This window comes from Escherichia sp. MOD1-EC7003 (assembly GCF_002965065.1).
GTDB lineage: Bacteria > Pseudomonadota > Gammaproteobacteria > Enterobacterales > Enterobacteriaceae > Escherichia.
This window is the reverse complement of record NZ_PTRE01000096.1, coordinates 1-26,458: the sequence shown is the minus strand read 5'-3', so window position 1 is coordinate 26,458 and position 26,458 is coordinate 1. Positions and strand designations below refer to the sequence as shown.

The 26,458-nt window shown below is 50.5% G+C and carries 21 protein-coding genes, 6 tRNA genes, 2 other RNA genes and 3 pseudogenes; 15 read left to right on the top strand and 17 right to left on the bottom strand.

Annotated elements, in window-relative coordinates:
* The first annotated feature begins 362 nt into the window (after positions 1-362).
* Genes ypdA through A7090_RS17650 form a run of 3 tightly spaced genes read left to right on the top strand, consistent with a single transcriptional unit; the run spans position 363 to position 3,679 of the window.
* A complete protein-coding gene (ypdA, locus tag A7090_RS17660; protein ID WP_105274998.1) occupies positions 363-2,060 on the top strand; it encodes a two-component system sensor histidine kinase YpdA in 1,698 nt (565 codons plus the stop codon).
* 14 nt (positions 2,061-2,074) lie between these two features.
* Positions 2,075-2,809, top strand: a complete 735-nt coding sequence (ypdB, locus tag A7090_RS17655; RefSeq protein WP_105274997.1) for a two-component system response regulator YpdB — start codon at positions 2,075-2,077, stop codon at positions 2,807-2,809.
* A gap of 12 nt (positions 2,810-2,821) precedes the next feature.
* Positions 2,822-3,679, top strand: a complete 858-nt coding sequence (locus tag A7090_RS17650) for an AraC family transcriptional regulator (RefSeq protein ID WP_105274996.1) — start codon at positions 2,822-2,824, stop codon at positions 3,677-3,679.
* 1 nt (position 3,680) lies between these two features.
* On the opposite strand, the gene ptsP is transcribed toward A7090_RS17650, so the two are convergent.
* The 6 genes and pseudogenes from ptsP to glk form a co-directional block, all read right to left on the bottom strand.
* Positions 3,681-6,176, bottom strand: coding sequence for a phosphoenolpyruvate--protein phosphotransferase (gene ptsP / locus A7090_RS17645; RefSeq protein WP_105274995.1), 2,496 nt, complete (start codon positions 6,174-6,176; stop codon positions 3,681-3,683).
* 24 nt (positions 6,177-6,200) lie between these two features.
* Positions 6,201-6,970: pseudogene (gene ypdE, locus A7090_RS17640) on the bottom strand (aminopeptidase).
* 185 nt (positions 6,971-7,155) lie between these two features.
* A complete protein-coding gene (gene ypdF, locus A7090_RS17635; protein WP_105274994.1) occupies positions 7,156-8,241 on the bottom strand; it encodes an aminopeptidase in 1,086 nt (361 codons plus the stop codon).
* 14 nt (positions 8,242-8,255) lie between these two features.
* Positions 8,256-9,503 carry a PTS fructose transporter subunit IIC gene (locus A7090_RS17630; protein WP_105274993.1) on the bottom strand — a complete coding sequence of 416 codons (1,248 nt, stop codon included), beginning with the start codon at positions 9,501-9,503 and terminating at the stop codon, positions 8,256-8,258.
* Positions 9,504-9,523: 20 nt separating this feature from the next.
* Positions 9,524-9,850: a PTS fructose transporter subunit IIB gene (locus A7090_RS17625; RefSeq protein WP_097448332.1), complete on the bottom strand. Its 327-nt coding sequence runs from the start codon at positions 9,848-9,850 to the stop codon at positions 9,524-9,526.
* Between the two features lie 219 nt (positions 9,851-10,069).
* On the bottom strand, positions 10,070-11,035 hold the full coding sequence (gene glk, locus A7090_RS17620; protein WP_105274992.1) for a glucokinase: 966 nt from the start codon (positions 11,033-11,035) through the stop codon (positions 10,070-10,072).
* Positions 11,036-11,238: 203 nt separating this feature from the next.
* Here glk and A7090_RS17615 point away from each other — a divergent pair, with 203 nt between their 5' ends.
* Together A7090_RS17615 and ypeC are read left to right on the top strand one after the other, a co-directional pair.
* The gene (locus A7090_RS17615) at positions 11,239-12,495 is read left to right on the top strand and encodes an ion channel protein (RefSeq protein ID WP_105274991.1); all 1,257 of its coding nucleotides are present in this window, start codon (positions 11,239-11,241) and stop codon (positions 12,493-12,495) included.
* 114 nt (positions 12,496-12,609) lie between these two features.
* Entirely contained in the window at positions 12,610-12,936 is a 327-nt protein-coding gene (ypeC, locus tag A7090_RS17610) for a DUF2502 domain-containing protein YpeC (RefSeq protein WP_105274990.1), read from the top strand.
* Positions 12,937-13,036: 100 nt separating this feature from the next.
* Here ypeC and A7090_RS17605 read toward each other — a convergent pair whose 3' ends face one another.
* Positions 13,037-14,275 (bottom strand): Nramp family divalent metal transporter, encoded by a 1,239-nt coding sequence (locus tag A7090_RS17605; RefSeq protein ID WP_105274989.1) that lies wholly within the window; start codon positions 14,273-14,275, stop codon positions 13,037-13,039.
* Positions 14,256-14,345 (bottom strand): hypothetical protein, encoded by a 90-nt coding sequence (locus tag A7090_RS27315; RefSeq protein ID WP_446718727.1) that lies wholly within the window; start codon positions 14,343-14,345, stop codon positions 14,256-14,258. Before A7090_RS27315 ends, A7090_RS17605 begins: the two co-directional genes overlap by 20 nt.
* A 265-nt stretch (positions 14,346-14,610) precedes the next feature.
* On the opposite strand from A7090_RS27315, the gene nupC reads away from it, so the two are divergent.
* Positions 14,611-15,813 (top strand): nucleoside permease NupC, encoded by a 1,203-nt coding sequence (gene nupC, locus A7090_RS17600; protein ID WP_105274988.1) that lies wholly within the window; start codon positions 14,611-14,613, stop codon positions 15,811-15,813.
* Between the two features lie 50 nt (positions 15,814-15,863).
* Here nupC and A7090_RS17595 read toward each other — a convergent pair whose 3' ends face one another.
* The 3 genes from A7090_RS17595 to A7090_RS17585 all read right to left on the bottom strand — a co-directional run bounded on the left by A7090_RS17595 (position 15,864) and on the right by A7090_RS17585 (position 18,449).
* Positions 15,864-18,053 (bottom strand): bifunctional diguanylate cyclase/phosphodiesterase, encoded by a 2,190-nt coding sequence (locus A7090_RS17595; RefSeq protein WP_105274987.1) that lies wholly within the window; start codon positions 18,051-18,053, stop codon positions 15,864-15,866.
* 205 nt (positions 18,054-18,258) lie between these two features.
* A tRNA-Ala gene (locus A7090_RS17590) sits at positions 18,259-18,334 on the bottom strand.
* A gap of 39 nt (positions 18,335-18,373) precedes the next feature.
* Positions 18,374-18,449: transfer RNA gene (locus tag A7090_RS17585), tRNA-Ala, on the bottom strand.
* A gap of 214 nt (positions 18,450-18,663) precedes the next feature.
* On the opposite strand from A7090_RS17585, the pseudogene A7090_RS17580 reads away from it, so the two are divergent.
* Together A7090_RS17580 and A7090_RS17575 are read left to right on the top strand one after the other, a co-directional pair.
* Positions 18,664-18,780 (top strand): annotated as a pseudogene (locus A7090_RS17580) (YfeC-like transcriptional regulator); the annotation flags it as partial.
* Between the two features lies 1 nt (position 18,781).
* Complete coding sequence (locus A7090_RS17575) at positions 18,782-19,174, top strand: MerR family transcriptional regulator (RefSeq protein WP_105274986.1); 393 nt, start codon at positions 18,782-18,784, stop codon at positions 19,172-19,174.
* 50 nt (positions 19,175-19,224) lie between these two features.
* Here the strand turns inward: A7090_RS17575 and gltX are convergent, their stop codons facing one another.
* A complete protein-coding gene (gene gltX / locus A7090_RS17570; RefSeq protein ID WP_105274985.1) occupies positions 19,225-20,640 on the bottom strand; it encodes a glutamate--tRNA ligase in 1,416 nt (471 codons plus the stop codon).
* A gap of 258 nt (positions 20,641-20,898) precedes the next feature.
* Here gltX and A7090_RS17565 point away from each other — a divergent pair.
* The 6 genes from A7090_RS17565 (at position 20,899) to A7090_RS17540 (ending at position 21,608) form a co-directional block, all read left to right on the top strand.
* Positions 20,899-20,974, top strand: a tRNA-Val gene (locus tag A7090_RS17565).
* 44 nt (positions 20,975-21,018) lie between these two features.
* A tRNA-Val gene (locus A7090_RS17560) sits at positions 21,019-21,094 on the top strand.
* A 46-nt stretch (positions 21,095-21,140) separates the two neighbouring features.
* Positions 21,141-21,216 (top strand) — tRNA-Val (locus tag A7090_RS17555).
* A gap of 4 nt (positions 21,217-21,220) precedes the next feature.
* A tRNA-Lys gene (locus tag A7090_RS17550) sits at positions 21,221-21,296 on the top strand.
* 24 nt (positions 21,297-21,320) lie between these two features.
* A non-coding RNA gene (locus A7090_RS17545) (RtT sRNA) lies at positions 21,321-21,452 on the top strand.
* Positions 21,453-21,483: 31 nt separating this feature from the next.
* Positions 21,484-21,608: non-coding RNA, RtT sRNA (locus A7090_RS17540), on the top strand.
* A gap of 119 nt (positions 21,609-21,727) precedes the next feature.
* On the opposite strand, the gene xapR is transcribed toward A7090_RS17540, so the two are convergent.
* The 4 genes from xapR to xapA all read right to left on the bottom strand — a co-directional run bounded on the left by xapR (position 21,728) and on the right by xapA (position 25,021).
* Positions 21,728-22,612: a DNA-binding transcriptional regulator XapR gene (xapR, locus tag A7090_RS17535; RefSeq protein WP_105274984.1), complete on the bottom strand. Its 885-nt coding sequence runs from the start codon at positions 22,610-22,612 to the stop codon at positions 21,728-21,730.
* 40 nt (positions 22,613-22,652) lie between these two features.
* Positions 22,653-22,811, bottom strand: coding sequence for a DUF1427 family protein (locus tag A7090_RS17530; RefSeq protein WP_000651752.1), 159 nt, complete (start codon positions 22,809-22,811; stop codon positions 22,653-22,655).
* 52 nt (positions 22,812-22,863) lie between these two features.
* Complete coding sequence (xapB, locus tag A7090_RS17525) at positions 22,864-24,120, bottom strand: xanthosine/proton symporter XapB (protein WP_105274983.1); 1,257 nt, start codon at positions 24,118-24,120, stop codon at positions 22,864-22,866.
* Between the two features lie 67 nt (positions 24,121-24,187).
* A complete protein-coding gene (gene xapA / locus A7090_RS17520) occupies positions 24,188-25,021 on the bottom strand; it encodes a xanthosine phosphorylase (protein ID WP_105274982.1) in 834 nt (277 codons plus the stop codon).
* A 248-nt stretch (positions 25,022-25,269) separates the two neighbouring features.
* Here xapA and A7090_RS17515 point away from each other — a divergent pair, with 248 nt between their 5' ends.
* Positions 25,270-26,034, top strand: coding sequence for a nucleoside-specific channel-forming Tsx family protein (locus A7090_RS17515; RefSeq protein WP_105274981.1), 765 nt, complete (start codon positions 25,270-25,272; stop codon positions 26,032-26,034).
* A gap of 40 nt (positions 26,035-26,074) precedes the next feature.
* Here the strand turns inward: A7090_RS17515 and A7090_RS17510 are convergent.
* A pseudogene (locus A7090_RS17510) lies at positions 26,075-26,398 on the bottom strand (LysR substrate-binding domain-containing protein); the annotation flags it as partial.
* Positions 26,399-26,458: the final 60 nt, after the last annotated feature.

The following is a 26,458-nucleotide window of genomic DNA, read 5'->3' as shown; positions in this document are numbered from 1 at the left end:
ATTAGTTAGCGCCCGGACCGTCCGAGCGTCGCTGCCACGATTGTGGCTGTTTTGAAAATAGCCTGACTAATTTCTGTCTGTCCAGCGTTTTAGAACATTTTTATCAATGGCTTTAAATGAGGAACACGGTTTTAAAAACAGGAAGTTTAGCTACGCCAACAAGGAAATTTCCATCATTTAATTAACATTATAATTTCAATAAATTTACCAACCAGCCGTGCATTACCAAGAGATGCATTACTAATACACCATTCATCTTTCAATCCCCTTTTAAAATTGTGGTTTTTCCTCAAAAACGGCCTGCTGGTCATCAGCCTTCAGGTTACCTATCATAGAGGTTTAATCCTTAGTCAGAGTCACCCGTGCACGAAATATTCAACATGCTGCTGGCGGTCTTCGATCGGGCAGCGTTAATGCTTATCTGCCTGTTCTTTCTCATCCGTATCCGCCTGTTTCGCGAACTGTTGCACAAGTCAGCACACTCACCGAAAGAGCTGCTCGCCGTTACCGCCATTTTCTCGCTGTTCGCCCTGTTCAGTACCTGGTCCGGTGTTCCTGTAGAAGGTTCGCTGGTGAACGTACGTATTATCGCGGTGATGTCCGGCGGGATTCTGTTTGGCCCGTGGGTAGGCATCATTACCGGCGTGATCGCGGGTATCCACCGTTATTTAATTGATATCGGCGGCGTGACGGCAATCCCCTGCTTTATCACCAGTATTCTGGCGGGTTGTATATCGGGCTGGATCAACCTGAAAATTCCCAAAGCGCAGCGCTGGCGTGTCGGTATTCTCGGCGGCATGTTGTGTGAAACGTTGACCATGATTCTGGTGATTGTCTGGGCGCCAACCACCGCACTGGGGATTGATATCGTCTCCAAAATTGGGATTCCAATGATCCTCGGCAGCGTCTGTATCGGCTTCATTGTGCTGCTGGTGCAAAGCGTTGAGGGCGAAAAAGAGGCCAGCGCCGCACGGCAGGCCAAGCTGGCACTGGATATTGCCAACAAAACGCTGCCCCTGTTTCGCCATGTCAATAGCGAGTCATTACGCAAGGTCTGCGAAATTATCCGCGATGATATTCATGCCGATGCGGTAGCCATTACCAATACCGATCATGTGCTGGCCTATGTTGGCGTGGGTGAACATAACTATCAGAATGGCGATGACTTCATTAGCCCAACGACGCGTCAGGCGATGAATTACGGGAAAATCATTATTAAAAACAATGATGAAGCCCACCGTACACCGGAAATCCACTCGATGCTGGTGATCCCATTGTGGGAGAAAGGCGTTGTGACCGGGACGCTGAAAATTTACTACTGCCACGCGCATCAGATAACCTCGTCATTACAGGAAATGGCGGTAGGTCTGTCGCAAATCATCTCCACGCAACTGGAGATTTCACGCGCCGAGCAGCTGCGTGAAATGGCAAATAAGGCAGAGCTTCGCGCCCTGCAAAGCAAAATTAATCCCCATTTTCTGTTTAACGCCCTGAACGCTATTTCATCGTCAATCCGTCTGAATCCGGATACCGCTCGCCAGCTGATCTTTAATCTGTCACGTTATCTGCGCTATAACATTGAATTAAAAGACGATGAGCAAATCGACATCAAAAAAGAGCTGTATCAAATTAAAGACTATATTGCCATTGAGCAGGCCCGCTTTGGCGACAAGCTGACGGTTATCTATGATATTGATGAAGAGGTGAATTGCTGCATTCCCAGCCTGCTGATCCAGCCGTTGGTGGAAAACGCCATTGTCCACGGTATTCAGCCTTGCAAGGGTAAAGGCGTTGTCACCATTAGCGTTGCAGAGTGCGGTAATCGGGTACGCATTGCGGTGCGCGATACCGGGAACGGCATCGATCCAAAGGTGATTGAACGGGTCGAAGCGAATGAAATGCCGGGCAATAAAATCGGCCTGTTGAATGTGCACCATCGCGTGAAGTTATTGTATGGCGAGGGGCTGCATATCCGCCGCCTGGAGCCGGGGACGGAGATTGCGTTTTACATTCCTAACCAACGCACCCCTGTCGCCTCACAGGCGACGTTATTGCTTTGAGCCGGAGTGATATTGTGAAAGTCATCATTGTTGAAGACGAATTCCTGGCACAACAGGAACTGAGCTGGCTGATTAAAGAACACAGCCAGATGGAGATTGTCGGCACCTTTGACGACGGTCTGGACGTGTTGAAGTTTTTGCAACATAACCGCGTCGACGCCATTTTTCTGGATATCAATATTCCGTCGCTGGATGGCGTGCTGCTGGCACAAAACATCAGCCAGTTCGCCCATAAACCGTTTATTGTGTTTATCACCGCGTGGAAAGAACATGCGGTGGAAGCGTTTGAACTGGAGGCGTTTGACTACATTCTCAAACCGTATCAGGAGTCGCGCATCACCGGGATGCTGCAAAAACTGGAAGCGGCCTGGCAGCAACAGCAGACCAGCAATACGCCTGCCGCAACGGTAACGCGTGAGAATGACACCATTAATCTGGTGAAAGATGAGCGAATAATCGTCACGCCAATTAACGATATCTATTACGCCGAAGCACACGAGAAAATGACCTTTGTTTATACGCGGCGTGAATCCTACGTAATGCCGATGAACATTACCGAGTTTTGCAGCAAGCTGCCGTCGTCGCATTTTTTCCGCTGCCATCGCTCATTTTGTGTCAATCTGAACAAAATACGCGAAATCGAACCATGGTTTAATAACACCTACATTCTGCGACTGAAAGATCTGGATTTTGAAGTGCCGGTTAGCCGCAGCAAGGTCAAGGAATTCAGGCAGTTAATGCATCTTTAATCGGGAATTTTCATGAAAGCAACAGGCTTGCCCGCCGATCAACAATTTTTCGCCGATCTGTTCAGCGGCCTGCTGCTTAACTCGCAACTGCTGGGGCGCGTCTGGTTTGCCAGCCAGCCTGCCTCATTGCCGGTGGGCAGTTTATGTATTGATTTTCCCCGTCTGGATATCGTGCTGCGCGGCGAATATGGCAACCTGCTGGAAGCAAAGCAGCAGCGCATGGTGGAAGGCGAAATGCTGTTTATTCCGGCGCGTGCGGCTAATTTACCGGTCAACAACAAACCGGTGATGCTGTTAAGCCTGGTGTTCGCGCCGACCTGGCTTGGGTTATCGTTTTACGATAGCCGCACCACGTCGTTACTACATCCGGTTCGCCAGATCCAGCTTCCCAGCCTGCAACGCGGTGAAGGTGAAGCGATGCTCACCGCCCTCACCCATCTCAGTCGTTCGCCGCAGGAGCAAAATATCATTCAGCCACTGGTGTTAAGTTTGCTGCATCTTTACCGGAATGTTGTGGACATGCCGCCGGGTCATTCGCAGCCGCGCGGCGATTTTCTCTATCACAGCGTTTGTAACTGGGTTCAGGATAACTACGCGCAACCGCTCACCCGCGAGAGCGTGGCACAGTTTTTTAATATCACGCCAAATCATCTGTCAAAACTGTTTGCGCAGCATGGGACGATGCGTTTTATCGAGTATGTTCGTTGGGTACGAATGGCGAAGGCGAGGATGATTTTGCAGAAATATCATCTGTCGATTCATGAAGTGGCGCAGCGTTGCGGCTTTCCGGACAGCGACTATTTTTGTCGCGTCTTCCGGCGTCAGTTTGGCCTGACGCCGGGAGAGTACAGCGCCCGTTTTCAGAGCTGATTTATAAAGTTAATTCCGTTTCCAGCAGCGTCAGAATACTTTGCGCATCACTTGCTGCGAACAGCGATTGACGGAAGTTTTTATTCACCAGTTTACGCGCCAGTTGCGAAAAGACTTTCACATGATTCATTCCTTCGTTGGCGCCCAACGTCAGCATGATCACCAGTTCCACGTCGCCCATCTCTGATTGCCAGTCGATAGGTTTCACCAGGCGGGCTATGCTGATACTGGAATGACGGATCCACTGAGATTTCGTGTGCGGGATCGCCACGCTAAAACCAACACCGGTGGTGACAATCTCTTCCCGCTGCCAGACATCTTCTTCCAGCTCGAACGGATGTTCAGTGCGTCCGTTAACGCCAAGGTTACCGCACAAGAACTGAATCGCCTGCTCTTTATTGCTAAAGGCCTGGTCAACGAAGATATTCTCCAGCGCCAGCAGCGGGCGAACGTCTTCTTCCGGTGTAAAGGTGGTGAGTAACGCTTCAATCTCCTGCGCACTGCGGCAATCGCATGCCTGACGCGCCAGTTCCCGACACGCCTCGCTATCTAACTGACGAAGCTGGCTTTTCACCGCAGGAATGCGTGGGCTACTCATACTTAGCTCATCAAGGCCCAGCCCAAGCAGTAGCGGCAGATAACGGCTTTCGCCGCCCAGCTCACCGCAAATGCCTACCCATTTGCCCCGCTGATGCGCAGTGGTAATTATCTGCTGCAACATGCGAAGGAATGATGGTGTAATCGGGTTATACAGCGGCGATACGCGCGGGTTATTACGATCGACCGCATACAGATACTGGGTCATATCGTTGGAGCCGATACTGAAGAAATCGACCTCATCGCAGAAGTGGTCGATGATGTAGCATACCGACGGCACTTCCACCATGATCCCAAGCGTAATCGTCTCTGCATGACGCAGGCCATCGCGCTTAAGCTCAACGATCGCTTTTTGGATCTCGCCCTTCACCCATAAGATCTGATCGAGGCTGTGGACCATCGGGATCATCAACTGGGCGTTGCCGAAACTGGCGGCACGCAAAATAGCCCGCAGTTGAGTGCGGAACAGGCCTGCAAATTCCGGGTAAATACGTACCGCACGATAGCCGAGGAACGGGTTCTCTTCCTGGGGAATGTTGAGGTAAGGAATGCTTTTATCGCCGCCGATGTCCATCGTGCGGAAAATAATTGGCTTGTCGCCCGCCGCCAGTAGCACCTGCTGGTAGGCTTCAAACTGTTCCTGTTCGTCCGGCGCGCTGTCGCGATCCATATACAACATTTCGGTACGGAACAGCCCGACGCCTTCCGCGCCGTTGGCAAACGCGCCAGGCGCTTCCAGAGCAGTGCCGATATTCGCCGCGATATCAATGCGCTTGTTATCACGGGAATAGGCCAGTTGTGCCGCAGCCTGCGCCTGTTGTTGCTGACGTTTATCTGCCAGCGTCTGTGCAACCTGATAATAACCGCTCACTGCGTCATTCGGGTTAATCGCCAGCACACCGCACTGGGCGTCAAGCACCGCCGGTTGTCCGGCATAACGTGCAATTGCATCCAGCGGCAGGCCACTCAATACCGGGATCGCCGAGGCACGCGCCAGAATCAGGGTATGCGAGGTGCGTCCGGTTTTTTCCAGAATCATGCCCGCAAGATTTTTTAAATCGAGGCTCAGGAACTGGCTTGGAGTTAAATCTTCGGCGACCAGAATGGTCGGTTTTTCAAGCACCAGATTATTGCGCGGCTTCAGTTCTGGCCAGGTGATATGCAGCAATTGCTCGCTGATATCGCGTATATCGCTGACCCGCTCGCGCAGATAGTCACTGGCAGAGGCAGAAAGCTTGTCGCAAACCTGCTCCATATTGCTGATAATCGCCGCTCCCAGCCCCTGATGCTGATCAGCCATCAGGCGACGGATATTGCCCGCAAACTCTTCATCCTGAATCAGCGACAAATGAGCGCTGAGAATGGTTTTGCTTTCGCCGTCACGCTCGCGCAACTGCTGGTTCAGTTGCTCGGCAAGCGTTGCCAGGCTGTGTTCCAGTCGAGTGGAATCTTGCGCACTGGCAGGGATCGCCCGATAACTGTCAAGGCTGTCGCTCTGTAATAACGTTAGCGTACCTATGCCGACGCCACTCGCCAGCACATTGCCGTACAGTAAATCGGGATTCAGGCGGCTTAATGAACGCGGCAGCGGATGCGCCGTCAGTTCGGCCTGCGTCGGCTGAACGCTGTCACTATCGATAAAGCGCACCTGGATATACTCTTCCAGCACGCGCCGTGCCTGCTCTTCATCGCTACCGCTAATGTTCAGGCTGCAACTGTCATTAAATAAAGTGCCGGTGCCAATCAGCGCCAGCGAGCTTTTCGCATCGGCCTTTGCGTTCTGACGATGGTTAATAAAGGTGACTTCACTTTGCCACTGGCTGCACTGTTCTTTAAGTTCCCACGCCGGACGGGCATGCAGACCGTTAGGCAAAGGACAGAGAAATTGAATCGTTAACATAACCACTCCGGGTCAATCAGGAGATCATCTGAAATCCGTCAGTTGAACAACCGTCTCACGCGTAAGACGTTGAATAAGGGCAGATAAAAGTTGCTGCATCTGCAAAATGTCGCGGCAGTCAGCAATCGATGCCGCGCAATGTCCGTGGCGGGTGGCTGGCCCCATCACCACCGTTGGCACGCCGGTGCCGGTTAAGTGCACCGCTCCACCATCTGTGCCGCCGTTGCTGAACATATCTGCCTGCAACGGCACGCCAATTTCTGCCGCGACGGTTTCGATCCACGCGGTAAGTTTTGGCGGCGCAATCAGCGACTTGTCGCTTAGTACCAGCATCGGGCCGTTACCAATCTGGCGATGGTTAGCCGCGCCATAATCAAAGTTTTTCGCCCAGCAGGCGGTATCAAGCACAATGGCGACGTCCGGCGACACCGCGCGGGTGGCAGTTTGCCCGCCGCGTACGCCGACCTCTTCACTGGAGCTGGCCACCAGCCACACTTCCGCGGCAGTTCGGCGTCGTGCAGTTCGCGCAGTAACGTCACCAGCAGATAGCAACCGAGGCGGTCATCAAAGGCTTTCCCCATTACCCGCTGGTGAGGCAGAACCTGAAACGTAGTATCGAAGGTGACGCGATCGCCTGGACGAATTCCCGCCTGTATCACTTCGTCATAGGAGCGTGCGCCAATGTCCACGCGCATGGCGCTGACGTCATTCCCCTGCCGATCGCCGTCAAGCAGGCCGGGAATTTTGCACTCTTCGCGGGAGATGCTGCGCACCATAAATCCCACTTCGTCCATATGCGCACAGATCATCACCTTCGGACCTGTCGATTCATTGAGGCGAATCAACACCGATCCCAGACCATCAAAACGAACCTCTTTTTGCAGGCGATCTGCTTCATCCAGCAGGATCTGCCGCACTTCCTGTTCCGAGGAGGCGATCGCATCTGCCTCGCTCAACGCTTTTAATAGTGATATATCCATTATGCCTCTCCCGTGAGCAACACTGTTTTCGGCATGGCGTAGAGTACTTCTGCACCTTGCGGGGTAACCAACACGACATCTTCGATGCGTATCCCCCCTTGCCCTGGCAAATAAATCCCCGGCTCCACGGTCAGTAACATACCTGGCTGAAGCGTCGTGGTGTCCCGCGGTGAAAAACGCGGATCTTCATGTACTTCAATGCCGATAGCATGACCGGTGTTATGACCGAAATAGTCACCATAACCGGCTTCTGTAATGACCCGGCGCGCGGCATCGTCAACCTGCTGGCAGCGCACACCAGGGCGAATCGCGGAGATTGCCGCAAGCTGTGCCTGCAGAACAATCTGATACACATTAAACAGCGGGTGAGATTCGGCGCTCACCCCTTCGCCATTCACCAGCAAGGTGCGCGTCATATCAGAGCAGTAGCCCTGATACAGCGCACCGAAATCGAGAGTGACAAACTCGCCCGCTGCAACAATCTTGTCGCTGGCTTTACCGTGCGGCAGCGCCCCACGCCAGCCGCTGGCGACAATAGTGTCAAAAGAGGCTTTTTCTGCGCCCTGCTGGCGCATAAACCACTCCAGCTCAGCGGCTATCTCGCGCTCGCTCATCCCCGCCTGTATAAAACGGCGAATATGCTCTGCTCCGCGATCGGCAATCCCACAAGCGAGGCGGATTTTCTCCACCTCCTCTGGCGTTTTGATTTGCCGCAGTACATCCGGCGTGGCACTAACCAGCGTTGCATTAAGTTCAGCCTGCCAGCGGTGCGCGGTTTCCCAACTCACCTGTTGGCCTTCAAAACCGAGCGTTTGCAGATGCTCATCAGTAATGATTTGATTAACGATGGTGGTAAGCGTGTGCGTCGCGTCGAGCAAATGTAGCTGGTAGCCTTGCGTGCGGGCTTCTACATCTGCGTAATAGCGCGAATCCACCAGAATGTGCGCGCTCTCACGGCTAATCACCACATAGCCTGAGCCCGTGGAGATCCCCAGATGCGGCTGTTTGTTCTGCCGTGAGGAGAGAAGCACTGCATCCAGTTGTTGCGCCTTAAGCCAGTCGCGCAGCGAAGCGAGTAATGTCATCTGGATTTTCCTTCTTACAGGCTATCGATTAACAATTTGCCTTTACGGAACATAATCAGACGCAGGAACACCACCATCAGCGCAGTTATGATTGCCCCCAGCGCGATCCCCGCCATGTAGACGCCCAGGTTAGTGACAAGCGGCCATGCCCAGATAGCGGACTCCGGGAACCATTGCACTGCGCCCAGCCAGACAGCGGCGGTGGAACCGACAATCGCGCCAACCATATAGGACGGAATGGCAGTGATAGGGCTTTCCAGCGCAAACGGAATCGCACCTTCACTAATTCCCATAAAGGCAAGGAACATCGCGGTCTTACCCTGCGGATAAAGTTGAGCGTTGAACAGGCGTTTGCCGGTTAAACGACGGTCAATAATGGTCGCCAGACCCAGACCAATCGGTGGAATAACGATAGCGATAGAACGTGCGGTGACTGGTAATATGTGGTCTGTCGTAAAGCTAAAGGCAACGAAACCTGCCGCTTTGTTGATCGGGCCACCCAAGTCGATTGCTGTCGCCGCCGCGATCCCCATAGCGTACATCAGCGTGCCCCTCTCACCTGCCGCGGTCAGCACGGTTCGGATACCGCCGTTGATCCAGCCGCCAAACGGGGTGATCACGTAGTACATCGCCAGCATGACAAAAATGGCAGAAAGAATCGGGAGCAAAAATGTGGTTTTGAACGCTAACAGGAAATCGGGTAACTGGATTTTCTGGTTCATCCATTTCACGACGTAACCCGCGACAATGGAAATAATCAGCGCACCAATGAAGGTGGACGGCACCGGTGCTGAGGTCACCCACTGCATCGTGCTGGGATCAAAGTTCAGCAGTTGCGTCGGCTGGGTAAACATCAACCCGCCAATAAACCCGGCAGGAAACGCCAGCTTGCCGCCGATGGAGTTAGCCACAAAGGCAGCAAACATCGGAATGGCAAAACCAAACAGCACGCCGCCAAAGGATTGCGACAGCCAGGCAAATTTCAGTAATGAGAGGTCGAAACCGGTAAATTTCCCGCTATTGAGCGCATCCATGATGCCGATATCAGCAGGAATTTTAAGCCAGCTATAAGCAATCAGCTGGCTGAAAGCGAGGATCACACCGCCCATAATTAAGGTCGGCACCATGCGTGAAATCCCTGACATCACATGCTGCGGGAGTTCACCCCAGAAGCTGCTTTTAGAGGCCTGCGGATTCTTAACTGCCGCTGCCGCACCGGATGCGCCAGGCACAACGGTTGCACTGCGTTTTTTAATGGCCATAAAGTTATCCCTGTCAAATATTACTGTTGTTCAGAGGCAATCATCTCTTCGATTTCTTTGATGATGCCCGCAGCGTTTTTAATTGCGTCCTGCAAAGTGATTTCATAAACGTCGCGAGACTCAAAACGTTCGTTATCTTCCGGGGTGACTGCCACGGAGTGGATGATGATGGCCGCTTCGGCAATATCCTGCGCAGTCAGGCGGTTCTGGATACCATCCGCGCCCTGAGTTTCAATTTTCACTTCATAGCCTGCTTCCACCGCCGCTTCTTCCAGCGCCTGAGCAGCCATAAAAGTGTGAGCCAGGCCCATCGGGCAGGCACATAAGGCAATCAGTTTTTTACTCATCATTAATTCCTCGTTCAGTGATAGTTGACGAATGAAATTATGAACGTGCAAAACAAAGCGTCGTTATCAGACAAATAATGCATTTACTGGACAATTAATCCCGTTGTACGGAAGTGTGACGCAGGTCGGCCTTGTGAGGGGTCACAAAGTGATTTATTCTTTAACTAGTTGATAAAAAAGGTAAACGGGAGGAAAACCTCCCGTATTAACAGGAAGGAATCAGAGAGTGTGACCTAAGGTCTGGCGTAAATGTGCACCGGAACCGAGAAGGCCAGGATTGTCATGGACGATGAGATACACCGGAATATCATGGACATATTCTTTAAAGCGCCCTTTATCTTCAAATGCGGCACGGAAACCAGAAGCTTTGAAGAACTCAAGGAAGCGTGGCACGATACCGCCCGCAATGAACACGCCGCCAAATGTGCCGAGATTGAGCGCCAGATTGCCGCCAAAACGACCCATAATAACGCAAAATAGCGACAACGCCCGGCGGCAATCGGTGCAGTTGTCAGCCAATGCGCGTTCACTAATATCTTTTGGCTTGAGATTTTCTGGCAGGCGGTTGTCGGCTTTCACAATCGCGCGATACAGATTCACCAGGCCTGGGCCAGAAAGCACGCGCTCTGCCGAAACATGGCCAATTTCCGCACGTAGTATTTCGAGGATAATGGCCTCTTCTTCACTATTCGGCGCAAAATCAACGTGACCGCCTTCGCCCGGCAAGCTTACCCAACGCTTATCGACATGGACCAGATGCGCAACCCCAAGCCCCGTTCCGGCTCCGTAAACCGCAATAGGCTTACCTTCTACCGGTTCTGCGCCACCAAACTGAATCAAATGCTCTTTTTTCAGCATCGGGATCGCCATCGATACAGCGGTAAAATCGTTGATAATTTCCAGATGGCTAAAACCAAGATTTTTTTTCATTTCAGCAATCGAAAACGCCCAGGTGTGGTTAGTCATTGCCACCCAGTCACCGGTAATTGGGCAAGCGATGGCAATACAGCCCTCTTTCACCTCGACCTTATGTTCTTCAAGATAAACGCGAATGACCGCTTCGAGGCTGGGGTAATCAAGCCCTGAATAGGTCTTAGCCTGCGAGATTTCACCACTGGCAATATCACACAGAGCAAGACGTGCGTTGGTGCCGCCCACATCACCGACTAATGCATACTTTGTCATTCTTCAACTGCTCCGCTAAAGTCAAAATAATTCTTTCTCACACTGTAAATTCCTGGGGGCATAACAACAACGCCGGAACGGCAAGCTCCCTGTAAATATCGATCTGGGTCACACAATTACTTTATCGTTTCAGCACCAATTGCAGCGATGCCTTTTTGCAAGCTGGGCAAACTAAGTATCTGACCCCGCATAAGGAATAGAATATGCTCCATCCGCGAGCCAGAACTATGTTGTTATTATCGCTCCCCGCCGTGGCAATTGGGATTGCGTCCAGTCTTATTCTGATTGTGGTGATGAAAATCGCCTCAGTATTACAGAATTTGCTCTGGCAACGACTGCCAGGAACTCTGGGAATAGCCCAGGATTCACCTCTCTGGATCATTGGAATTTTAACGTTGACTGGGGTAGCTGTGGGGTTAGTTATCCATTTCAGCAAGGGACATGCCGGGCCGGACCCTGCCTGTGAACCACTCATTGGCGCGCCGGTTCCCCCCTCAGCACTCCCCGGATTGATCGTAGCATTAATTCTCGGGCTTGCTGGTGGTGTCAGTCTCGGACCAGAACATCCGATAATGACAGTCAATATTGCCCTCGCGGTCGCTATTGGTGCTCGTCTGTTACCACGCGTTGACCGCATGGAGTGGACTATTTTAGCCTCTGCCGGAACCATTGGCGCACTATTTGGCACACCCGTTGCGGCGGCGTTGATATTTTCACAAACATTAAATGGCAATTATGAAGTCCCGTTATGGGATCGTCTCTTTGCGCCGTTAATGGCGGCAGCGACTGGCGCGCTGACGACAGGTCTATTTTTCCATCCTCATTTTTCACTGCCCATTGCCCATTACGGGCAGATGGAAATGACAGATATCATCAGCGGTGCGATTGTGGCGGCGATTGCCATCGCGGCGGGGATGGTTGCTGTGTGGTGTCTGCCACGGCTGCACGCGATGATGCATCAGATTAAAAATCCGGTGCTCATGATGGGGATTGGCGGGTTTATTCTCGGTATTCTGGGCGTTATTGGCGGGCCTGTTTCGCTGTTTAAAGGGCTGGATGAGATGCAGCAGATGATGGCAAACCAGGCCTTTAGCACCAGCGATTACTTTTTGCTGGCGGTGATTAAACTTGCCGCCCTTGTCGTTGCTGCCGCCAGTGGTTTTCGCGGTGGGCGAATCTTCCCGGCAGTGTTTGTCGGCGTGGCGTTAGGGTTGATGCTACATGAGCACGTTCCCGCCGTTCCGGCGGCAATAACCATTTCCTGTGCTATTCTCGGCATCGTGCTAGTGGTAACACGCGATGGCTGGTTAAGCCTTTTTATGGCGGCAGTCGTTGTACCCAATACCACATTGCTACCGCTGCTCTGTATCGTCATGCTTCCGGCATGGCTGTTATTAGCAGGTAAGCCGATGATGATGGTCAATCGTCCGAAGCAACAGCCACCCCGCGATGACGGTTAGCAAAAAATGCTCTCCTTTATGATTTAAGAGTTATGTCGATGATACGGAGATTTACCTTCCCGTAATATTGCGTTAACAGGCCGCTGACGGCTTCGATCGTGAAGGAGAATAACAATGTTCAGGTCACTGTTTCTGGCGGTCGCCCTGATGGCATTTACCCCGCTTGCGGCAAACGCAGGTGAAATCACCCTACTGCCATCAATCAAATTACAAATTGGCGATCGCGATCATTACGGTAATTACTGGGACGGTGGTTACTGGCGTGACCGTGACTACTGGCATCGCAATTATGAATGGCGTAAAAACCGTTGGTGGCGCCATGATAATGGCTATCACCGTGGCTGGGATAAGCGTGAAGCGTATGAGCGTGGCTATCGTGAAGGCTGGCGCGACCGTGACGATCATCGCCCAAAAGGCCGCGGACATGGACACCGCCATTAAACGCGTCTTATCAGGCCTACAAACCGGCTCTTTAACGCGTAGGGCAGATAAGGCGTTTACGCCGCATCCGCCAATGGTGCCAGGTGCGACGCCATTTGAACTATAATCCCAGCGCCGTCCCCACCAACAACCAGATATTCAGCGCCACTACCAGCACCACAATCACCCAGCCAGTCTGTTTTACGCGTTTGCTGTTCACCAGATCGCCCATCAACTTGCTGTCACTTGTGAAAATCAGCAGTGGAACCAGCGCCAGGGCAATACCAAAACTTAACAGCACCTGACTCATAACCAGAATCCGTGTCGGATCTAATCCCATCAGAATGACAATAAATGACGGCAACATGGTGACTGTACGACGCACCCACAGCGGGATATGGAATCGAATGAAGCCCTGCATCACCACTTGCCCCGCCAGTGTCCCCACCACCGTTGAGGACAGTCCGGCAGCAACCAGGCTTAATCCAAAGACCGTTGCCGCTGCATGGCTTAACAGCGGTTGCAACGTCAGATAAGCCTCATCAAGATCGGCAACACCAGTATGACCAGAAAAGTGAAACGCGGCGGCAGCTGTCGCCATCATCGCCAGATTGACGAAACCAGCAATAGTCATGGCGATAGCCACATCCCATTTGGTGGCAGAATAACGTTGTTGACGCGAACCGCCATGTAAATGTTGAGTGAGCGAAGAGTGCAAATAAATGACGTGCGGCATAATTGTCGCCCCTAACACGCCTGCCGCCAGGAAGACCGCCTCCGAAGTGGGTAAACTCGGGATCACCATTCCTTTACCCAGCTGTGCCAGGTTAGGCCGGGAGAAAATCAACTCGACAATGTAAGCCGCGGCAACAAACAACAGTAACCCGCCAATCACTTTCTCCAGCGGTTTTTGCCCGCGACGTTGCAGCATTAAAATCAGGAAAGTCGCGATCCCCGTCAGCACCGCGCCCTGCAACAGAGAAACACCAAGAATGAGTTTAAAACCGATCGCCGCACCAATAAATTCTGCCAGGTCGGTTGCCATCGCAATAATTTCTGCCTGAACCCAATAGAACCACACTACGGGACGCGGGTAGTGATCACGAATCTGCTCTGCCAGATTTTTACCGGTGGCAATCCCTAGTTTGGCCGAGAGGAGCTGAATCAGCATCGCCATCAGGTTGGCCCAAACGACAACCCACAGGAGCTGATAACCGAAGCTGGCGCCCGCCTGAATATTGGTCGCAAAGTTACCAGGATCGATATAACCAATCGCCGCAATGAACGCAGGTCCCATTAATGCGAGCCTCATCTTGCGCGCCGCCCGTCCGCTGCTACTATCAACGCGATAGTTCGTCATCTTGTGCCTCTAAAACATAGCCTTTGCTATGTTTTATGCTATGCCAAATGAGAATGATTATCAAATTCATTTGTGTGGATTGTGGTGATTTCTCTGATAGACCTGGATTATGACGACGAAAAAATTGATGACTTGAATGTTATGGTTATGTTTAATCTTAGCACATTTACATAACTTTCAGCTTCCATACACAACATAGCAAAAATGTATGACAGCTCACTATTTTTGAAGCTTGTCACAGGACGTCATTATAGTGTGTGTCAGATCTCGTTTTCCTTAACCATGTTGCATAGAATGTGCACGGAAATATAATCTGCCTCATATTTGGAGCAAATATGGACCGCGTCCTTCATTTTGTACTGACACTTGCCGTTGTTGCGATTCTCGCACTGCTGGTAAGCAGCGACCGCAAAAAAATTCGTATCCGTTATGTTATTCAACTGCTTGTTATCGAAGTGTTACTGGCGTGGTTCTTCCTGAACTCCGACGTTGGTTTGGGCTTCGTGAAAAGCTTCTCCGAAATGTTCGAAAAACTGCTTGGATTTGCCAACGAAGGGACTAACTTCGTCTTTGGTAGCATGAATGATCAAGGCCTGGCATTCTTCTTCCTGAAAGTACTGTGCCCAATCGTCTTTATCTCTGCACTGATCGGTATTCTCCAGCACATTCGTGTGTTGCCGGTGATTATCCGTGCAATTGGTTTCCTGCTCTCCAAAGTCAACGGCATGGGCAAACTGGAATCCTTTAACGCTGTCAGCTCCCTGATTCTGGGCCAGTCTGAAAACTTTATTGCCTATAAAGATATCCTCGGCAAAATCTCCCGTAATCGTATGTACACCATGGCAGCCACGGCGATGTCCACCGTGTCGATGTCCATCGTTGGTGCATATATGACGATGCTGGAGCCGAAATACGTCGTTGCGGCGCTGGTACTGAACATGTTCAGCACCTTTATTGTACTGTCGCTGATCAACCCTTACCGTGTTGATGCCAGTGAAGAAAACATTCAGATGTCCAACCTGCACGAAGGTCAGAGCTTCTTCGAAATGCTGGGTGAATACATTCTGGCTGGTTTCAAGGTTGCCATTATCGTAGCCGCGATGCTGATCGGCTTTATCGCCCTGATCGCCGCGCTTAACGCACTGTTTGCCACCGTGACGGGCTGGTTTGGCTACAGCATCTCCTTCCAGGGCATCCTGGGCTACATCTTCTATCCAATTGCATGGGTGATGGGTGTTCCTTCCAGTGAAGCACTGCAAGTGGGCAGTATCATGGCGACCAAACTGGTTTCCAACGAGTTCGTTGCGATGATGGATCTGCAGAAAATTGCCTCCACGCTCTCTCCGCGTGCTGAAGGCATCATCTCTGTATTCCTGGTTTCCTTCGCTAACTTCTCTTCAATTGGGATTATCGCAGGCGCAGTTAAAGGCCTGAATGAAGAGCAAGGTAACGTGGTTTCTCGCTTCGGTCTGAAACTGGTTTATGGTTCTACGCTGGTGAGTGTGCTGTCTGCGTCAATCGCAGCACTGGTGCTGTAAGTCCATGCTTTGAAAAAGTCGGGGATAATTCCCCGGCTTTTTTACGCCTGTTAATCAGCTAATGGCTGCGGGCGACCAATCAAATACCCTTGCAGATATTGTACCCCGAGCTTGTGCAGTAGCGCCTGCTGCTGTTGCGTCTCGACAAACTCCGCGACCACACTCAATGACTTCGCTTTCGCCAGATCGGTAATTGATCTCACAATCATCGCATCCAGCGTGTTCGTGACGATATCTTTCACAAAGATGCCATCAATTTTGATGATATCAGCCTGCAAACGCTTTAACCGTTCGTAGTTGGCATAGCCGGTGCCAAAGTCATCAATCGCAATCCGGAAGCCAAACTTATGCAGCTGCTCGATGTTGTACATGCTGCTTTCTGCGTTAGAAAACGCCTGCTCCTCGGTGATCTCAAGAATGACTGCCTCCGGGGAAATGTGATAACGCTTAAACAGACGAATAATCTGCCCGGCGATATTCTTTTGCAGCAGCGTGAGCGGCATTAAATTGACTGAAAAGCGCGGACCTTTCTTGTCGCAAGGGTGTGTTGCCAGCCACTTCAACAAGGATTCCAGCACTTGCAAATCAAAACGCGCACTAAGGTTAAACTGAGCAATAAGGGGCAGAAACTTATCCGGGGTCATAATGCCGCCGTCATATTTCAGTCGCGCAAGGATCTCATCATAACCTTCACCCTCTTTGTTGCGAATTGGCTGGGCGTAGAGCAGCAAATCCCCCTGCTCTAACGCCGTACGAATGGTATTCAGCAATAGCACCTGCTTAGTGGTCTGCCCGGAAACCATCTCCTCTCTGCTATCCAGCGCCAGCACATGATGATGTGCACAGGATTGTTCTGCCAGCCAGCTTAACTGCCCCAACAAGGGTTGCAGGGTTTCCTGATTTCCATCAAAACGCCCCCAGGCAGCACCATAGCCCATATCCAGCCCGGTATTGTTCCAGTAAATTCGCCGATTATTCAGGATGTTAACCATATGCTGGAGTCGCCCTTCCGTTTCCGGTCCACTCAGCACTAACAGCAGTTCACTACCCGGCAATTGATACAGCTTTTCGTTTTCCTGCATCAACGGCAACAGCGTGCGGTAAATTGCGCGGATACAATGAACGCGCATCATTAACCCGTAATGACGACTCATAAACTCAAGATTATCGATGCGCAGGCAACAAAAACTCTTGCCCGCCTCTTGCTCCAGTGCTTGTTCCAACGCACGAACGTTGGGTAGGCGCGTTAACGGATCGGTCAGCGCCTGCAAATGCCAGCGACGATTAAGCCATTCACTGCGATGATAAATGCGCACCATATAGAGCAGGCAAACGCTAAAGGAAATCAGCACCGCGAGAATAAATGCCAGCGAATATTCGGTTTCCACCCCTTGTAAAAAGTTCTGGTTGTAATTCAGAAGGCAAAGCGTTGAAACAGCCCAGGTGAGATTTAAAAACGGATAGCGAAGCTTACCGACACCAAGGGTAAAGATGATGAAGAAAACGGGTACCAGGTAACCGGCAATAAAGTCGTTTTCATAAGGTGTGCACAGCAGAAGTAGCAGCACGCTTAAGGCTGCCAGCCAGCTTAAGGTAAATGCGCGTTTCTCTTTGCCCAACGACGGGGCGATATCTCTGTACCACAATATCTGCGCAAAGTGGGGACTTACAATCATGCGAGTGAGATAGTAAAAAAGCATGTTGTAAATCAGCACAGCGGTAAAAAGGCTTAACAAATCAACGACCGTGAAAATGGCATTCGCATCGCCGAAAAAGGTGGATATCTTTAGCGGGAAATCAAAGAAGCGCCCCACAAAATACATGCTGCATTTGATGCCGATCGGCGTCACCAAACCAAACCAAAACAGACGTTGCCAGACATATCGGCTGGTTAATCCATAACGCCAACGCGTTCCCAGCTGCCAGCGTAATATTGCACAGGCACACAGCACTATAAATGTCTGGCTACCGAGCATGACCGCAGCCTGTAAAAAAGAGAGATGGAAGTTCCACAGATTGGTGCAAAACATCCCGCATAACACGGGAACGACACCGCGCCAGCCAAAGATAAACAAGATTGACAGCATTACACACAGTGGCATCCACACCAGAAAGATATAACTGGAATGGATAATGGCAAGTGGCGAAATAAAACGGGATAGCTGAATAAGTACCACGGTGAGCGTAAACGCTAGTGTGAATATCTTGATATTTTTTATCAGGTTATGCTCCACAAACATGAGTACACTACTCTCACGGATCGGGGTTTCAGGCACACAAATAATAAGTTTACTCGCATCGCGAAGCAAACAAGGGCCCGCCTGTTGCCGATTTTCATCCAATGATGCTTTCGCCAGGCGGCGCTAACCCGGAAGTAGACTGTATTACAAAAGCGGCAAAAAGCAGAGACAAAAAACCCCCGCTTTGCAGCGAGGGTTTGAAATTTGGTGGAGCTAAGCGGGATCGAACCGCTGACCTCTTGCATGCCATGCAAGCGCTCTCCCAGCTGAGCTATAGCCCCACGAGGCGTTTACGTACCAAATTTGCTGGGTGCAAAATTTGGTGGAGCTAAGCGGGATCGAACCGCTGACCTCTTGCATGCCATGCAAGCGCTCTCCCAGCTGAGCTATAGCCCCGTCACGTAAAGCTTGTCGAGTTGACGGGCGGCATCATATGAATTCCGCCCGAATGTGTCAACGGCAAATTGCAGCGTGTAGTTTCAATCGCTGAAAAATCAGGCAAATGAACAATTTTGGAAAACCGCTCGCATTCAGTAGTTATTCATGTCACGGTTTCCTGTAAAGTGATGTTATAAAATGAACAACTAATAGACCCACATACATTCAGGGAATTGTTATGTTCAAGGAGAGGATGACGCCAGTTGAGCAAAAACAGTTTACATCCTTGTTTCTGCGGGAAGGGATTATCGGGTTGTTACAACGCTTAGGGATTCGCGATAGCAAATAATATGAAAAGATTACGCAATAAAATGACCACCGAAGAACTGGCAGAATGCCTCGGTGTGGCTAAACAAACTGTTAACCGTTGGATCAGAGAAAAAGGCTGGAAAACAGAAAAATTCCCTGGCGTGAAAGGCGGTCGTGCCAGACTTATTCTGGTCGACACGCAAGTTTGCGAGTTTATTCAGAACACGCCAGCCTTCCATAACACACCGATACTTCTGGAAGCCGAAGAACCCCTTGCCGAATACGCACCGGGTATTCGCACTCCTGCTTATCGGCAAATCATCAGCGCAATAGACAATATGACGCACAGTGAGCAGGAAAAAGTTGCGCAATTTTTGTCACGTGAAGGGATTCGTAATTTCCTTGCTCGTCTCGACATAGATGAATCAGCATAAATAAAAAACGGCAGGGGTATCTCTCCTGCCGTTTATCCTTTATGCGCTAATTACTGCTGATTTTCGCGTTCAGCAATAAAAGCCAGCGCTTTGTTGATACGCTCGATACTGCGGGTCTTACCGATTGCGTGAACGGTAACATCCAGCGCCGGAGACTGCCCCGCACCGGTTACGGCGACACGCAGCGGCATACCAACTTTACCCATACCCACTTCCAGCTCATCTGCCGTTGCCTGAATAGCGTGATGAACGTTTTCAGCGGTCCAGTCAGTCATCGCGGCCAGTTTGTCACGAACCACTTCCAGCGGCTGACGCGCTACCGGACGCAGATGTTTTTTCGCGGCGTCGGCATCGAACTCAGCAAAATCTTCGTAGAAATAACGGCAGCTCTGTGCCATCTCTTTCAGCGTTTTGCAGCGTTCACCCAGCAGTTTTACCAGATCAGCCAGTTGCGGGCCGTTGTGGGTATCGATATTCTCCTGCTCGATGTGCCACTGTAAGTGAGTAGCAACATACTCCGGCGGCAGTGCGTTAATGTAGTGATGGTTCAGCCACAGCAGTTTGTCGGTGTTGAACGCACTGGCAGATTTGCTGACGGCATTCAGGGTAAAGTATTTGATCATCTCTTCACGAGTGAAGATTTCCTGATCGCCATGAGACCAGCCAAGACGCACCAGATAGTTCAGCAGTGCTTCTGGCAAATAACCGTCATCACGATACTGCATTACGCTGACCGCCCCGTGACGTTTGGACAGTTTTTTACCGTCATCGCCGTTGATCATAGAAACGTGCGCGTAAACCGGCACCGGCGCTTTCAGGGCTTTCAGAATGTTAATCTGACGCGGCGTGTTGTTGATATGGTCTTCGCCACGGATAACGTGGGTGATTTCCATATCCCAGTCATCGACAACCACACAGAAGTTATAGGTTGGGGAACCATCGGTACGGCGGATAATCAGGTCATCCAGCTCCTGGTTGCTGAACTCGATCGGCCCGCGGATCTGGTCGTCAAAAATAACGGAACCTTCCTGCGGGTTAGCAAAACGAACAACGCACGGTTCATCATCAGCATGATGCTCATGGCTGTGGCGGCAGCGACCGTCATAACGCGGCTTCTCACCTTTTGCCATTTGCTCTTCGCGCAGCGCTTCCAGGCGCTCTTTAGAGCAATAGCATTTATAAGCAGTGCCCTCTTCCAGCATCTGATCGATCACCGCATTGTAGCGATCAAAACGTTTGGTCTGGTAGTACGGACCTTCATCCCACTCCAGGCTCAGCCAATTCATGCCATCCATAATGGCTTCGATAGCTTCCGGCGTGGAACGCTCAAGATCGGTGTCTTCAATACGCAGCACGAACTCACCGCCGTGGTTACGAGCAAAAAGCCAGGAGTAAAGAGCAGTACGCGCGCCGCCAACGTGCAGATAGCCTGTTGGGCTTGGCGCGAAGCGAGTTTTGATTTTCATGAAATGGCCTTACGTTTAGAAAGATGCCGGCAGGCGGCAGTGTTCGTTAGATTTTACAAATGATTATTCTAACACTGTAAGCTGATTCCTCAATGTTGTTGGTGTTTCAACATCACGCTTTGCCCTTTTTGTTTATAAATCATGCTCCATAGATGGCATTGCGATCGTTTTGTTTAATTTTACGACGAACAAACAAATTATTTAGAAAATGCGTTGACTCATTTTGAACTCTCCCTATAATGCGACTCCACACAGCGGGGGTGATTAGCTCAGCTGGGAGAGCACCTCCCTTACAAGGAGGGGGTCGGCGGTTCGATCCCGTCATCACCCACCAACTACTTTATGTAGTCTCCGCAGTGTAACAAGAAATTGAGAAGTGGGTGATTAGCTCAGCTGGGAGAGCACCTCCCTTACAAGGAGGGGGTCGGCGGTTCGATCCCGTAATCACCCACCACTTTCTCGCCAGCTAAATTTCTTGTAAAAATGTGAAGTACCGAAGTGGGTGATTAGCTCAGCTGGGAGAGCATCTCCCTTACAAGGAGAGGGTCGGCGGTTCGATCCCGTCATCACCCACCACTTCGGGTCGTTAGCTCAGTTGGTAGAGCAGTTGACTTTTAATCAATTGGTCGCAGGTTCGAATCCTGCACGACCCACCAATGTAAAAAAGCGCCCTAAAGGCGCTTTTTTGCTATGTGCGATACTCAAAGATTCGAACCTGCAGCAGGTTCGAGTTGAGCGTAGCGAAACAACGGAGCCGCTCGCGGCGACGGCCCGAAGGGCGAGCGAAGCGAGTCATCCTGCACGACCCACCAATGTAAAAAGGCGCCCTAAAGGCGCTTTTTTGCTATGTGCGATACCCAAAGATTCGAACCTGCTGCAGGTTCGAGTTGAGCGTAGCGAAACAACGGAGCCGCTCGCGGCGACGGCCCGAAGGGCGAGCGAAGCGAGTCATCCTGCACGACCCACCAATGTAAAAAAGCGCCCTAAAGGCGCTTTTTTGCTATGTGCGGTTTGCGAAATCGCCTGATGCGCTTCGCTTATCAGACCTACTATATCTACCATTTCCGGCAATTCCCGTGCCCCTCACTTACTGCGCCAACGCCGCCAGCAGTTTAACCAGCGCGGGCGTAACCTGCTGCGTTTCATAAACAATATATAAATCTGCCGGGATGCGTTCTTTGAGCGGACGAAAAATGACACCTGGCCAGTTCATTTGTGCGTAGCTGTCCGCTATCAATGTGATACCAATGCCCATACTGACCATGGCGAGTACCGTTTGCGGTTCATTAACTTCGCGAATAACAACCGGTGAAAATCCCACCTGTTGGCAAACTCGCTGCAAAAAATCCCAATCAGTGTACACAGGCGGCATTGTGACAAAATACTCGTCACGTAGCGCTTCCAGCGGAATGGCAGAATGTGTCGATAGGTGATGTTCTTCAGGTATCGCTACCAAAAAAGCCGATTTGTGCAAACGTAAGCTGGTGAATCCTTCCGGTGGTTCTGTCGCCATTCGCCAGATTCCGGCATCGAGTTCGCGGCGTTCCAGCAGGGCCATTTGCATTGCGGGCATATTTTCGCGAAACAGAACTTCAACGTTAGGATTTTCTCTCAGGAATCGCCGCATAACCGGACGCATCCGTCCCCACATTGCCGTTCCCACAACGCCGAGTTCAATCCTCCCTGCTTCTCCTCGACCTATTTGTTCAACCCGAGCCAATACATTATTTGCATTCACCAGCAATCGACGCGATTCTTCCATCAAGATTTTGCCCGCGTGTGTCAGTACGACGCTGCGCGAATGGCGAATAAAAAGCTGTGTGCCGAGTTGATGTTCCAGCTCTTTAATATGAATACTGAGCGGAGGCTGAGACATATTTAAACGCGCTGCTGCGCGACCAAAATGTAACTCTTCCGCTACGGCAAGAAAATAACGGAGCAACTTAAGATCTGTTCTATAAACACGTTCCATAATTAAATGCTCCGTATAATAAATACATCGAATTAAATTATCACGGCATAAAGTATTTCACCACCAGATATCCTACATACATAAACACGATGGATAATATACCCGGTAATACATTTGGAACGGGAATAGGTAATCGCACAATTGTAAACAAAGCACCAATGCCAAAACCAACGCCAGAAGAAAATAAAATATCTTTCACTAGTTAACCTTTATCATAAAAGCAGCCCCGAAGATCAGAGCTGCGAATCCTTTTAATGTGTCACTGAACGATGCGTTATCTTTTCAGGGTCATGGTTGTATTTAAACCCAAAGAAGAATATCACTGCGAGGAAAAGAGCATACCCTGCAAACATCAGCCAAATGGTATGCCAGTCTTTCACGCCATCCACCGAGAAGTAATCCACTGCCATGCCGCTCAGAATCGAGCCAACCCATGCGCCGACGCCATTCACCATGGTCATAAAGAGCCCCTGGGCGCTGGCACGAATGCTGGAATCAACTTCCTGTTCGACAAAGACCGAACCAGAAATATTGAAGAAATCGAATGCACAGCCGTAAACAATCATCGACAGCAGCAGCAAAATAAACCCGGTTGGTGATGGATCGCCATAGGCGAAGAAGCCAAAGCGCAGCGTCCAGGCCACCATACTCATCAGCATGACGGTTTTAATGCCGAAACGTTTCAAAAAGAACGGAATCGTCAGAATGAAACCAACTTCAGCCATCTGTGAAACTGACAGCAAAATTGACGGATATTTCACCACGAAGCTATCAGCAAACTCAGGATTACGGGCAAAATCATGCAGGAACGGGTTGCCAAAAACGTTGGTAATTTGCAGTACTGCACCCAGCATCATGGCGAAGAGGAAAAAGATGGCCATACGTGGATTTTTAAACAGCACGAAGGCATCCAGACCCAGCTTGCTGGCAAGCGATGTGGTCGCTTTTTTCTCCGCAACCGGAATCTTCGGCAAAGTCAGCGCATAAATCGACAGCAGCAATGACGCACCGGATGCGATATACAGCTGCAGACTACTCAATTCCAGATGCAGCAGGCTTACTGCCCACATCGCGACAATGAATCCCACCGTACCAAAAACACGAATAGGCGGGAAAGCGGTTACCGGGTCAAGCCCTGCCTGGGCAAGACAGGAATAAGAGACGCTGTTCGATAACGCGATAGTCGGCATAAACGCCATCGCATTGACTAACATCACCCAAAACATCATATCCGGATCAGTTACGGATGCCGCATAAAAGAGTACGCCTGCGCACACCAGATGACACAGCATGTATGCACGTTCTGCGCGCAACCATTTGTCTGCGATGATCCCCATTATACCGGGCATAATAATCGCGGCGATCCCCTTGGAACTGTAGACCATGCCAACATTAGCACCGGTGAAATGAAGAGTATTAATCATGTAAGAACCGAGGGTAACCAGCCAACTCCCCCAAATAAAATATTGCAAAAAGGACATTACCTTTAAGCGCAAAGCGATGCTCATAATCGTTTCCTTGTCGCTGACAGCATCATATGGCCTCCCCCAGTGAGACCGTTTATTGTTGTTTTACTTAGGCAATTTTGCGCAGAAAGCCGCAAATAAGATTAATAAAGTTCTGCTTTGAGAGTTCCGCTGCTGCCAGCGTTTGGGCATGAGAAAGCTTCACGTCACTCAGACCTTCAGCCATATTGGTAATCGCAGAAACGGCAACCACCTTAAGGTCGCAGTGGCGAGCTGAAATCACCTCAGGCACTACAGACATCCCCACGACATCGCCGCCGATAATCTGCATCATGCGAATTTCAGCTGCTGTCTCAAAGTTCGGCCCCGGATACGAGATAAACACACCTTCTGTCAGTGGGAATCCCTCTTCTTTCGCCACTGCCTGTAACAGTGCGCGATAATCCTCATCGTAGGCATTCGCCAGCGAGAAGAAGCGCTCACCAAAACGTTCATCATTAAGACCCACCATCGGCGTTCCCGGCATGGTGTTGATGTGATCTTTCAATGCGACCAGACTGCCCGCCCCCACTTCCGGACGCAGTGAGCCTGCCGCATTAGTGCAGAACAGCAACTCGCAGCCCAGCAACTTAAAAGTGCGGATAGCATCCGTCATGATGGTCATCCCACGACCTTCGTAGAAATGCCCGCGACCTTTCATACACGCCACCGGCACCCCCTGGAGATGGCCCAGCACCAGTTCACCCGCATGACCGTGTACCGTACTGACAGGGAACCCAGGCAACTTTTCGTAGGAAATTGCGACGGCGTTCTCAATCTGATCCGCTAATGAACCCAGACCGGAACCCAAAATAAAGGCTACTCGTGGAGTGAATTCAGGTTTGTAAGCCCGGATAATATCGATACAATACAGTGGATTATGAGAAAATTGAGCCTGAGACATATATATCCTTTTTTTGTAGGGTTTAATCACTCGACTTTTTATAACGAGATTGCCCTGCCTCATACCAATACACTTTTTTCATGTATCCGATAGTTATTCGATATCGATATATTTATATTTTTTCACTATTAATAGGCTGTAAAAACTGTATTGGTACTCTCCATTCCCTTGCATAAACAATATGCCGCTTTTAATCAACTTTTTTATTAAGAAATCAACTAATAATGATCGGCATAGGGAATTATGCTATGAAGAAACATCTTTTAACTCTGACACTCTCTACTGTATTGGCGATACCAACAGTATCCCATGCGGAATTTAAAGGCGGTTTTGCTGATATAGGTGTTCATTACCTTGACTGGACTAGCAGAACCACTGAGAAATCGTCGACCAAATCACACAAAGATGATTTTGGATATCTGGAACTGGAAGGTGGCGCTAACTTTAGTTGGGGAGAAATGTACGGGTTCTTCGACTGGGAAAACTTTTATAATGATCGTCATGATAAACCGGGTAGCGAGCAGCGTTATACTTTTAAAAATACCAACCGTATTTACCTGGGGGACACCGGATTTAATCTCTACTTGCATGCGTATGGCACCTACGGCTCTGCGAATCGCGTGAATTTCCACGACGATATGTTCCTTTACGGTATCGGCTACAATTTCACCGGCAGCGGTTGGTGGTTTAAACCATTCTTTGCTAAGCGTTATACAGATCAAACATATTACACTGGCGACAACGGTTATGTAGCCGGTTGGGTTGCAGGTTACAGCTTTATGTTGGGCAGTGAAAAATTCACCCTCACCAACTGGAACGAGTACGAGTTTGATCGTGATGCCACCTACGCAGCAGGTAACGGCGGCAAAGAAGGCCTGAACGGTGCCGTTGCACTGTGGTGGAATGCAACTTCACACATCACTACGGGGATTCAGTATCGTTATGCGGATGACAAACTGGGCGAAGATTTTTACCAGGATGCGATAATCTACTCCATTAAATTTAATTTCTGATAGTTATCTGCCGGAGCTCTCCCGGCAGATAAAAGTAAGACTAAATTCGATACAAGGGGTCCCCTTCCCTACCAGCCATCAATGCGCGCCCCTGGTCGCGTACCACCTCCCATAATGCTTCAGCGGCGGTGGAAAGTGAACGGTTCTTCCTGCGCGCCAGCATTAACTGGCGTTCCACCACCGGCGTAATGCGCTTTACCACCAGTGGGCTACCTTCAGGTAACGGCAATGCAAGCGCCGGAAGAACGCTGATGCCGATACCAGCAGCTACCATCGGGAACAACGTCGCCGGATGACCAATCTCCTGCACAATATTCGCCTGAATACCGTTGCGCGCCAGCGCTGCGTCAATCAGCGGTCGGCTGTCAACGCCAAGATTATTGGCCGTTTTTCGCCATTTTTAATGTCCGCTATTGGTCATTAA

Bases quoted from the DNA above. Each gene is read 5' to 3' on its own strand.
- A7090_RS17650 (WP_105274996.1), top strand. From the start codon at position 2,822: ATGAAAGCAACAGGCTTGCCCGCCGATCAACAATTTTTCGCCGATCTG.
- ptsP (WP_105274995.1), bottom strand. From the start codon at position 6,176: ATGTTAACGATTCAATTTCTCTGTCCTTTGCCTAACGGTCTGCATGCC.
- ypdF (WP_105274994.1), bottom strand. From the start codon at position 8,241: ATGACATTACTCGCTTCGCTGCGCGACTGGCTTAAGGCGCAACAACTG.
- A7090_RS17630 (WP_105274993.1), bottom strand. From the start codon at position 9,503: ATGGCCATTAAAAAACGCAGTGCAACCGTTGTGCCTGGCGCATCCGGT.
- A7090_RS17625 (WP_097448332.1), bottom strand. From the start codon at position 9,850: ATGAGTAAAAAACTGATTGCCTTATGTGCCTGCCCGATGGGCCTGGCT.
- glk (WP_105274992.1), bottom strand. From the start codon at position 11,035: ATGACAAAGTATGCATTAGTCGGTGATGTGGGCGGCACCAACGCACGT.
- A7090_RS17615 (WP_105274991.1), top strand. From the start codon at position 11,239: ATGCTCCATCCGCGAGCCAGAACTATGTTGTTATTATCGCTCCCCGCC.
- ypeC (WP_105274990.1), top strand. From the start codon at position 12,610: ATGTTCAGGTCACTGTTTCTGGCGGTCGCCCTGATGGCATTTACCCCG.
- A7090_RS17605 (WP_105274989.1), bottom strand. From the start codon at position 14,275: ATGACGAACTATCGCGTTGATAGTAGCAGCGGACGGGCGGCGCGCAAG.
- A7090_RS27315 (WP_446718727.1), bottom strand. From the start codon at position 14,345: ATGAATTTGATAATCATTCTCATTTGGCATAGCATAAAACATAGCAAA.
- nupC (WP_105274988.1), top strand. From the start codon at position 14,611: ATGGACCGCGTCCTTCATTTTGTACTGACACTTGCCGTTGTTGCGATT.
- A7090_RS17595 (WP_105274987.1), bottom strand. From the start codon at position 18,053: ATGTTTGTGGAGCATAACCTGATAAAAAATATCAAGATATTCACACTA.
- A7090_RS17575 (WP_105274986.1), top strand. From the start codon at position 18,782: ATGAAAAGATTACGCAATAAAATGACCACCGAAGAACTGGCAGAATGC.
- gltX (WP_105274985.1), bottom strand. From the start codon at position 20,640: ATGAAAATCAAAACTCGCTTCGCGCCAAGCCCAACAGGCTATCTGCAC.
- xapR (WP_105274984.1), bottom strand. From the start codon at position 22,612: ATGGAACGTGTTTATAGAACAGATCTTAAGTTGCTCCGTTATTTTCTT.
- xapB (WP_105274983.1), bottom strand. From the start codon at position 24,120: ATGAGCATCGCTTTGCGCTTAAAGGTAATGTCCTTTTTGCAATATTTT.
- xapA (WP_105274982.1), bottom strand. From the start codon at position 25,021: ATGTCTCAGGCTCAATTTTCTCATAATCCACTGTATTGTATCGATATT.
- A7090_RS17515 (WP_105274981.1), top strand. From the start codon at position 25,270: ATGAAGAAACATCTTTTAACTCTGACACTCTCTACTGTATTGGCGATA.